Annotated in this window: 5 protein-coding genes and 1 pseudogene; 3 read left to right on the top strand and 3 right to left on the bottom strand. The window is 73.2% G+C overall.

The genetic code is table 11. The annotated features are described in order from the left end of the window. The first annotated feature begins 4 nt into the window (after window positions 1-4). The 3 genes from DVA86_RS34355 (at window position 5) to cobJ (ending at window position 3808) form a co-directional block, all read left to right on the top strand. Entirely contained in the window at window positions 5-1447 is a 1443-nt protein-coding gene (locus DVA86_RS34355) for a cobalamin biosynthesis protein CobG (RefSeq protein ID WP_208884134.1), read from the top strand. 70 nt (window positions 1448-1517) lie between these two features. Then, window positions 1518-2162 (top strand): precorrin-8X methylmutase, encoded by a 645-nt coding sequence (locus DVA86_RS34350; RefSeq protein WP_208885585.1) that lies wholly within the window; start codon window positions 1518-1520, stop codon window positions 2160-2162. 143 nt (window positions 2163-2305) lie between these two features. Continuing rightward, window positions 2306-3808 (top strand): precorrin-3B C(17)-methyltransferase, encoded by a 1503-nt coding sequence (gene cobJ, locus DVA86_RS34345; RefSeq protein WP_425471016.1) that lies wholly within the window; start codon window positions 2306-2308, stop codon window positions 3806-3808. A gap of 414 nt (window positions 3809-4222) precedes the next feature. On the opposite strand, the pseudogene DVA86_RS34340 reads toward cobJ, so the two are convergent. The 3 genes and pseudogenes from DVA86_RS34340 to DVA86_RS34330 all read right to left on the bottom strand — a co-directional run. Next, window positions 4223-4988, bottom strand: a pseudogene (locus DVA86_RS34340) (ABC transporter permease); the annotation flags it as partial. Beyond that, on the bottom strand, window positions 4985-6031 hold the full coding sequence (locus DVA86_RS34335; RefSeq protein WP_208884130.1) for an ATP-binding cassette domain-containing protein: 1047 nt from the start codon (window positions 6029-6031) through the stop codon (window positions 4985-4987). The gene DVA86_RS34335 and the pseudogene DVA86_RS34340, both read right to left, overlap by 4 nt. Window positions 6032-6176: 145 nt before the next feature. Continuing rightward, window positions 6177-6815: an NADPH-dependent FMN reductase gene (locus tag DVA86_RS34330; protein WP_208884128.1), complete on the bottom strand. Its 639-nt coding sequence runs from the start codon at window positions 6813-6815 to the stop codon at window positions 6177-6179. Between the last annotated feature and the right edge of the window lie 69 nt (window positions 6816-6884).

Below are 6884 nucleotides of genomic sequence, written 5' to 3'. Positions count from 1 at the left end.
AGATGTGTATAGGAGACAACCCCCGCTCCGGGAGACGCCCTCCCGCCGGGACCGCGACGACGCCTGCCCAGGCACGTTGCGGCTGCACATGGCGGACGACGGCGCGCTCGCCCGCGTACGGATACCCGGGGGCCTGTTGACCGTTCGCCAGGCGCACGCACTGGCGGACGCGGCAGACCAGCAGGGTGACGGAACCCTGCACCTCACTTCCCGCGGCAATGTACAGCTCCGCGGCCTCGGCCAGAACCGGGGCCATCCCGACGCATGCGGTCGCGAACTCGCGAACGCACTCTCCGCCATCGGGCTGCTCCCCTCCCCCCGCCACGAGCGCGTACGGAACATCGTCGCCTCGCCGCTCTCCGGCCGCGACGGACGGGGGCGCTCCGACGTGCTGCCCTGGGTGCGGCAACTGGACCGGCTGCTCTGCGCCAGCGAGGCCGCCGCCGCGCTGTCGGGCCGTTTCCTGTTCGCGTGTGACGACGGGCGGGGAGACGTGGCGGCGCTCGGCGCCGATGTGACGGTCATCGCACGCAGTACGTCCGACGCGCTCCTCCGGATCGGCCCGGACGCACACGACGAAACGGTCACGCTCCCCGTATCCGCCCAAGAAGCACCCCGCGCCGCCCTCTCCGCCGCCGAACTCTTCCTCGCCGCCGTCCGCGACAGCGGCACACCCTGCTGGCGCATACGGGAACTGCCCGGCGCCGCCGCCCTCCTGGCCCGCGCCGTCGCCGAACGGTTCGCCGCGGACACCCCGCGCACAGAACCCGAAGCAGAAGCCGAAGCGGAATCGGAAACGGAAGCCCTTCTCCCCGCACCCCACGACGCGCACGGCCCCACCCCCGGCGAACACCCCGCCCCCGCTCCCTCCACCCGCACCGCCCTGTGCGTCGCCGCCCCCCTCGGGCGGCTCACCACCGCCCAGTGGCGGCTGCTCGCGAACACCGCCGAACGTGACGGCGACGACCGGCTGCACGTGACCCCGTGGCGCAGCGTCGTCCTCCCGGGCCTCCCGGGCCTCCCGGCCCCGACCGCAGGCGACCGGCTCGCGGAGCTCGCCGCCGCCGGGCTGGTCACCGGCCCGGACGCGCCCCTGTACGGCGTCGGTGCCTGCGCCGGGCAGCCGGGCTGCGCCAAGTCCCGTACGGACGTACGCGCGCACGCCGCCCACGCCACCGCAGCCACCCCCCGTACAGATGTCGGCACCCGGGGCGGCCAACCGCTCCCCGTGTACTGGTCGGGCTGCGAACGCCGTTGCGGCCACCCGCAGAGCGGCGACTGGGTGGACGTCGTCGCGACGCCCCTCGGCTACGACATCACCGCGACCCGCGGCGCCGGCCCAGCCGCCTCCGCTCCCGCCGGCGTACGGCTGCACACCGCCGTGACCGACCCGGCGCGCCTGTCCGCCGCCATGGCAGCGGCGCGTACGACGGAAGCCCCGCGGTGACGCCGTGAGCACCCACCCCACGCACCACCCCGAACCGGCCGAGCACCACACCGAGATGAGCGAACGGACCATGTCGTACGAGGACCCGCCCCTCCCCTACGAGAAGGACGGCGCCGCGATCTACCGCCAGTCCTTCGCCACCATCCGCGCGGAGGCCGATCTCGCGGGGCTCCCGTCCGACGTCGCCCAGGTCGCGGTGCGGATGATCCACGCCTGCGGCATGGTCGACCTCGTGCGCGACCTCGGCCACTCGCCGGGCGTGGTGGCCGCCGCGCGGCAGGCGTTGCGCGACGGCGCGCCGATCCTGTGCGACGCGGCGATGGTCGCCAGCGGCGTGACCCGCAAGCGGCTGCCCGCGGACAACGAGGTGGTGTGCACCCTCAACGAGCCGTCCGTGCCCGCGCTCGCCGCCGAACTCGGCACCACACGCAGCGCCGCCGCGCTGGAGCTGTGGCGCGACCGTATGGAGGGAGCGGTGGTCGCGATCGGGAACGCGCCCACCGCCCTCTTCCGGCTCCTCGAACTGATCGAGGCGGGCGCCCCGCGCCCGGCCGCGGTGATCGGGGTGCCGGTCGGCTTCGTCGGCGCCGTCGAGTCGAAGGACGCGCTGGCGGCGCACCCGGCACGGCTGCCGCATCTCGTCGTACGGGGCCGCCGCGGCGGCAGCGCGATGGCGGCGGCGGCGCTCAACGCGATTGCGAGCGAGGAAGAATGAGCGAGTCGAAGGCCACCGGCCGGACGAACGGCGGTGCCCGCAGAGAGGCCACCGGCCAGACGGACGGCACGGCACACGCAGCAGCCGACACCGGCAAGGGCAGGCTGTACGGCGTCGGGCTCGGGCCCGGCGACCCGTCCCTGATGACCGTACGGGCCGTACAGGTCATCGCGGACGCCGACGTGATCGCGTACCACAGCGCGCGCCACGGCCGTTCCATCGCCCGTTCCATCGCCGCCGAGCACCTGCGCGCCGACCACATCGAAGAGGCCCTCGTCTACCCCGTCACCACCGAGGGGACCGACCACCCGGGCGGATACCGCGGCGCGCTCGAGGAGTTCTACACCGACGCGGCGGCCCGCCTGGCCGCGCACCTCGACGCAGGCCGTACGGTCGCGGTCCTCGCGGAGGGCGATCCGCTCTTCTACGGCTCGTACATGCACATGCACAAGCGGCTGGCCGACCGCTACCCGACCGAGGTCGTCCCCGGCGTCACCTCCGTGAGCGCGGCCGCCGCCCGCCTCGGTACGCCCCTCGCGGAGGCCGAGGAGGTGCTGACGATCCTCCCCGGCACCCTGCCCGAGGAGGAGCTGACGGCCCGGCTGGCCGGGACGGACGCGGCCGTGGTCATGAAGCTGGGCCGTACGTTCCCCACCGTGCGGCGGGCGATGGAGCGTTCGGGACGGCTGGCCGACGCGCACTACGTGGAACGCGCCACGATGTCCGGCGAACGCACCGGGCGGCTGGCCGACACCGACCCCGAGTCGGTGCCGTACTTCTCGGTGGCGGTACTGCCGAGCCGCCTCAGCGACGCGGTACGGAGCGGCGGTGCGGACGGCGGTGAGCGGGACCGGGCCACCGGCACCGGCACCGGCACCGGCACCGGTACCGGCGAGGTCGTGGTCGTGGGCACCGGACCGGCCGGACCGCTGTGGCTCACCCCCGAGACGCGCGGCGCCCTGGCCGCCGCCGACGAACTGGTCGGCTACACCACGTACCTGGACCGCGTACCCGTACGGCACGGGCAGCGGAGGCACGGCTCCGACAACCGCGTGGAGTCGGAACGCGCCGAGTTCGCCCTCGAACTGGCCCGGCGCGGCGCCCGCGTGGCCGTCGTCTCGGGCGGCGACCCGGGCGTGTTCGCGATGGCGACGGCCGTACTGGAGGTGGCGGCGCAGGACACGTACCGGGACGTACCCGTACGGGTGCTCCCCGGCGTGACCGCCGCCAACGCCGCCGCCGCCCGCGCGGGCGCCCCCCTCGGGCACGACTACGCCGCGCTCTCCCTCTCCGACCGGCTCAAGCCCTGGGAGGTCATCGAACGCCGCCTGCACGCGGCGGCCGCCGCCGACCTGGCCCTCGCGCTCTACAACCCCGGCTCCCGCAGCCGCGGCTGGCAGGTCGGCAAGGCACGCGAACTCCTGCTGGAACACCGCGCCCCGGACACCCCGGTGGTCCTGGCCCGCGACGTGGGCGGCCCGGAGGAGTCCGTACGGACGGTACGGCTGGCCGACCTCGACCCGGCGGAGGTCGACATGCGGACGATCCTGCTGATCGGCTCCTCCCAGACCCGCACGACGCGCCGCGCGGACGACACGGAATGGGTCTGGACCCCGCGCCACTACCCGGACGCACCGTCGACGTGACGACCCGATCCCCCGCCCGAGGGCGCCCCTCAGCCACACCCAGCCCGTCCGGCGTTTGAGGACGGACCCCGGCCGACGCCGACGGACAGCAAATTACGTACCGCGGCCCCCGCCCAAAACGCGCGAGGCCGGGCGCCTCGCGGGAGAAGCGGAGCAGCAGCTCCGTCATGCCGGTCGGGTCGATGCTCCAGCCCATGGCGGTCTGTTCGCCGGGGGACTGGTGGAACGCCACCCGGTCGGCGCCCGGCCACGGCGAGTGCGCGCCGGCGCCGTGCCCGTCGCGGCCCTCGACGTCCGCGTCGGCCGCCGTGCCGGCGGCCACCAGCGACGCCCCGCCCAAGTTGAGGCTGCGGCCCTCCAGGGGCTGTCCGGCGATGTCCAGCTCCCCGTCCCACACGTCGGACCAGCCGGCGACCCGCGCGTCGCCCGCCATCAGGTCCCGTACGGCGGAGGACAGGTGCGTGATCGGGCTGTTGTTCACGAAGCCCTGGAGCCAGCCGGGCATGGTCTTCGGGTCGACGAAGATGTTGCTGCCGAAGGTCAGCGGGAAGAGCACCATCATGCTCACGCCCATCACCGACTTCTCGGAGCGCAGCAGCAGCCCGAACATGGTCCAGATCCACGAGAAGGCGAACGAGAACACCAGCAGCAGCGCCACCCCCGCCAGGACGCCCACGGCTCCGCCCTCCGGCCGGAAGCCCAAGATCATGCCGATGGTCAGCATCACGGCCGAGGCCAGTGCGTAGCGGATGACGTCGCCCAGCAGATAGCCGACCATCGGCGACGGGCGCCAGATCGGCAGCGTGCGGAAGCGGTCGAAGACGCCCTTCTCGATATCGGTGTTGACGGCGATGCCCGTGTACATCGTGATCATGATGACGCTCATCACCAGGATGCCCGGCAGCAGGAACTGCAGATACTCCGAGGTCGATCCGGCCAGCGCACCCCCGAAGAGATACGTGTACATCAGCACCATCATGATCGGGAACGCCGTCACGTCGAACAGCTGCTCCGGCACGTGCTTGATCTTCAGCATCGCGCGCCAGCCGAAGGTGACCGACGCGCTCCACGCCGAGGGGCGGGGTGGTCGTTCCTTGGCGATGAGCAGGGAGGCCAGGCTCTCGGTGCTGACCGGGGCGAGGTCTTCGCTGCGTGGCTCGGTGGTCGTCGCGGTGCTCATACTGCGGCCTCCTTGGTGTGCGTGCCGGACGCGGCGTCCGCGCCGCTGTCCGTGCCGTGGTCCGAAGTGGTGCCGGCGGTGCGGTCGGTGAGGGCCAGGAACACCTCGTCCAGGCTGGGCTGGCCCAGCGAGAAGGTGTCCACGACGATGCCGGAGCGCGCCAGCTCGCCGAGGGCGCGGGACGCCTGCTCGGCCGCGCCCAGCCCGTTGTCGCCGGCGCCTACGCGGGCGGTGAGCGCCAGCGGGTCGGGCTCCAGCTGCACCTGGGCGTCGAGGGTGCGGGTCAGCAGCGCCTCGGCCTCGGCCCGTTGGGACGATTCGCGCAGCCGCAGATGCACGGCGCCGGCGCCGACGGACGCCTTCAGCTCGCCCTTGGTGCCCTCGGCGATCACCTTGCCCTTGTCGATGACGGCGATACGGGACGCCAACTGGTCGGCCTCGTCCAGATACTGCGTGGTCAGCAGCACCGTCGTGCCCTGCGCGACCACCGCCCGCACGATGTCCCAGACCTGGTTCCGGCTGCGCGGGTCGAGGCCCGTCGTCGGCTCGTCGAGGAACAGCAGGTCGGGGGTGTTGAGGATGCTCGCGGCGATGTCGATGCGGCGCCGCATACCGCCCGAGTAGTTCTTCACCTGCCGGGCGGCGGCGTCGGTCAGGCCGAACGCCTCCAGCAGCTGCTCCGCCCGCGTGTACGCGGCGGACTTGTGGTGCCCGAGGAGCCGGGCCAGCAGCACGAGGTTCTCCGTGCCGGTCAGGTCCTCGTCCACCGAGGCGTACTGCCCGGTGAGGCTCACTCTGCTGCGGACGGCGTCGGCCTCGCGCGCCACGTCGTGGCCGAACACCCGCGCCTCGCCGCCGTCCGGGCGGAGCAGCGTGGCGAGCATCTTGACGGCGGTGGTCTTGCCCGCGCCGTTGGGACCGAGCACGCCATAGACGGTGCCGGTCGGCACGGTGAGGTCGATGCCGTCCACCGCGCGGTTGTCTCCGAAGACCTTGACCAGACCAGAGGTCTCGATCGCCGGCCCCTCCCGCTTCTCACTCATATCCGGAACTCCATGTCTGTCTCTCGGTCTGCTTCTCGGTCTGTTCGGTCTGTCCGCCGCAGTCGTGTCGCCACTGCTTCGTGTACTGCCTCCGTGCCGCACGCCGCCACGTGTTTTTCCGGCGGCCTCCCCGGCGGCCGCGCGGCTAGGTGACGTACGGCCGTGCCGCGCGTGCCTCGCGCAGCGCGAGGCCCCACCAGACGAGCTGGTCGAGCATGCTGGCCACGGCCCGTTCCTCCGCGTCCTCGCCCGGCCGTCCGGGCTCGCCCGGGCAGCCGCCCAGCAGGTCGAAGCTCACGCCGTCGCGCACCGTGACGGTGTGCAGCTCGGTGAAGATCGAACGCAGCGCCTCCACCGCGTACAGCCCGGCGGAGCGGCAGCCGTACGAGACGAACGCGACGGGCTTGGCGTGCCACTCGTCGTAGGCGAAGTCGATCGCCTGCTTCAGAGAGGCGGGGAAGCTGCGGTTGTACTCGGGTGTCACCACCACGAACCCCTCCGCGCGCCCGACTTCACCGCAGAACGCCGCCATGTCCGGTGACGCCCGCTCCGGATAGCGCTCCGGGAAGCTGAAGTCGGCGAGGTCCACGAGCCGTATCTCGAGGTCCGTACGCTGCCGGGCGCGCTTCGCGAACCAGCCGCCCACCGCGTCGCCCACCCGCCCCTCGCGGGTGCTGCCGACGATGACCGCGACGCGCAACGCGTCCGGGGCCTGCGCCTGCGGCTGCCGCTCGGCCTGCGCGGGTGCCTGCTGCGGCTCCTGCGCCCCCGGTGTGTGCGGCATCGGGACCTCCTCTCGCGTGCGGACAGCTGCCTCACCCCGTAGGCGCGAGAAGCGGTCCAGCGGTCGCTG

The organism is Streptomyces armeniacus, assembly GCF_003355155.1.
Lineage (GTDB): Bacteria > Actinomycetota > Actinomycetes > Streptomycetales > Streptomycetaceae > Streptomyces > Streptomyces armeniacus.
This window is presented reverse-complemented; position numbering and strand designations above follow the sequence as displayed.